Source organism: Arthrobacter sp. SPT-J7 (assembly GCF_059089965.1).
Genome location: NZ_JBNHFF010000386.1, coordinates 1 through 1,791 on the forward strand (window position 1 = coordinate 1; position 1,791 = coordinate 1,791).

Genomic DNA, 1,791 nt, shown 5'->3' on the forward strand with positions numbered 1-1,791 from the left:
GCGTGTCGAAACTTTCATTCTCGACTTTAACCTTAACGTGACCTTAGCCGTCGAAATCCTCAGGTTCCACGTCGTCCAGGAACTCCCGGAACCGGCGCAGTTCGCGCTCTTCGTCGACGGTGGGGCCCGGCTCCGTATCCTCGCCCTCATCGTGCTCGGTGATCCTTACGCCAGCTTCGTCCATCACGGAATCCGCGCACCAGATCCGGCACTTGGCCCGAAGGGCGACGGCGAGGGCGTCGGAGGCACGCGAACTGACGGTGGTCCCGTTCTCGAACTGGAGCTGGCCGTAGAAGATGTTGTCCTCCACAGCCACGATGTTCACGCTGACCACGGAGTGGCCCAGCGACTCGACCACGTCCACCAGGAGGTCGTGCGTCATGGGCCGTGGCGGAACCACACCTTGCTGCGCAAGGGCGATGGCGCTTGCTTCAGGGGTGCCGATCCAGATAGGCACATGGCGTTCCCCATGCATTTCCCGCAGGAGGACCAAGGGCTGGTTGGAAGGCAGTTCGATCCGAACGCCTACGATCTCGACTTCAATCATCAGATTTCCATGCGTGAGATGTGGTCCTGCACCAAAGCCCGATGCAGGGTGAGGCAGAGGTCGCTGATTTCGCGGGCGGCCTCCGCTGCCCGCGCCTGGGAAGCGGCGTCCTTGCGGGATGCAAGCGGCGCCACAGCGCGTTCCACGAGACCAAACTCCCTTTCGGCAGCTGCCTGGAAGGGCCGAAGGTGGCGGGGTTCGAGCCCGTGGCTTTCCAGCTGCACACAGGCCCTGGCCACCTGCAGGGCGTGCTCGTTAAACTGCCCGTTGGAGTGGCTGATCAGGCCGAAACTCAGGAGGGCCTGGAGCAGGGGGACGCTGGCCCCGGATTCCGTTCTTAGCTGCTCCTCGGTGAGCTTGCGCCCCCGGCTCTGCAGTTCAGCGGCCAGTTCCTCCGAAACAACACGCGGGGATACCACGACGCCGGATGGCAGGCTTTCTGGGCGTTCTCCCCTGTCGATGGCGTCAAGATAGTCCTTGATGACCTTCAGGGGAAGGTACTGGTCCCGCTGCAAAGCCAGGACGAAACGCAGCCGCTCCACGTCGCCGTCGGAATACTGCCGGTAGCCCGCTGGCGTTCGGCGGGGATTAATCAGTCCCTTTTCCTCAAGGAACCTGATTTTTGACGCTGTCATGCCGGGGAAGTCACCGCTGAGCTGAGCGAGGACCTCCCCGATGTTCAGGACCTGCGGTCCCCTGCGTTCCGGTTGTGCCATTGCCACAGGCAGCGGTCCCCGGATCAGCCGCGGCCTGCAACGCTGGCAGGGCTCAGGTAGAAGGTGAGGCGGAACTTGCCGATCTGGACTTCACTGCCGGTCTTAAGCTCGACGCGGTCAACGCGGTCGTGGTTAACGTAGGTGCCGTTGAGGCTGTTCTTGTCCACTACCTCGAAGCCCCGGGCCGTGCGCCGGAATTCAACGTGCCGGCGGGAGACCGTGACGTCGTCCAGGAAGATGTCGGCGTCGGGGTGGCGGCCGGCGGTGGTGATGTCCGAGTCCAGCAGGAAGCGGGCACCGGCGTTCGGGCCGCTGTGCGCAACGAGGAGTGCCGACCCGGCCGGCAGTGCCTCAACGGAGTTGCGCTCTTCGGATGACAGCTTGGGGGCGATAGTGGGTTCATCCCGCACGGGGGTGAGATGGATCGAGGTGGTCTCCGACGCCCTGGCCGCACCATTGCCGTATTCCCCATCGGCAGGGTTGTGTGTGTGGCCAGCCATGGATTCCTCCTCTTAGACGTTGCAGCTC

The 1,791-nt window shown here is 63.7% G+C and carries 3 protein-coding genes; all 3 read right to left on the bottom strand.

Features of this window, described 5'->3' with window-relative positions:
• Positions 1–43: 43 nt before the first annotated feature.
• Genes AC5RWX_RS32880 through AC5RWX_RS32890 form a run of 3 tightly spaced genes read right to left on the bottom strand, consistent with a single transcriptional unit; the run spans position 44 to position 1,763 of the window.
• On the bottom strand, positions 44–547 hold the full coding sequence (locus AC5RWX_RS32880; RefSeq protein ID WP_138135016.1) for a bifunctional nuclease family protein: 504 nt from the start codon (positions 545–547) through the stop codon (positions 44–46).
• Positions 547–1,263, bottom strand: a complete 717-nt coding sequence (gene ftsR / locus AC5RWX_RS32885; protein WP_494100359.1) for a transcriptional regulator FtsR — start codon at positions 1,261–1,263, stop codon at positions 547–549. Before ftsR ends, AC5RWX_RS32880 begins: the two co-directional genes overlap by 1 nt.
• Positions 1,264–1,286: 23 nt before the next feature.
• On the bottom strand, positions 1,287–1,763 hold the full coding sequence (locus tag AC5RWX_RS32890; protein ID WP_494100360.1) for an FHA domain-containing protein: 477 nt from the start codon (positions 1,761–1,763) through the stop codon (positions 1,287–1,289).
• Positions 1,764–1,791 lie beyond the last annotated feature (28 nt).

What these genes read in the sequence shown, in the direction of transcription:
- ftsR (WP_494100359.1), bottom strand. Translation starts at nt 1,263, where the DNA reads ATGGCACAACCGGAACGCAGGGGACCGCAGGTCCTGAACATCGGGGAG.
- AC5RWX_RS32880 (WP_138135016.1), bottom strand. Translation starts at nt 547, where the DNA reads ATGATTGAAGTCGAGATCGTAGGCGTTCGGATCGAACTGCCTTCCAAC.
- AC5RWX_RS32890 (WP_494100360.1), bottom strand. Translation starts at nt 1,763, where the DNA reads ATGGCTGGCCACACACACAACCCTGCCGATGGGGAATACGGCAATGGT.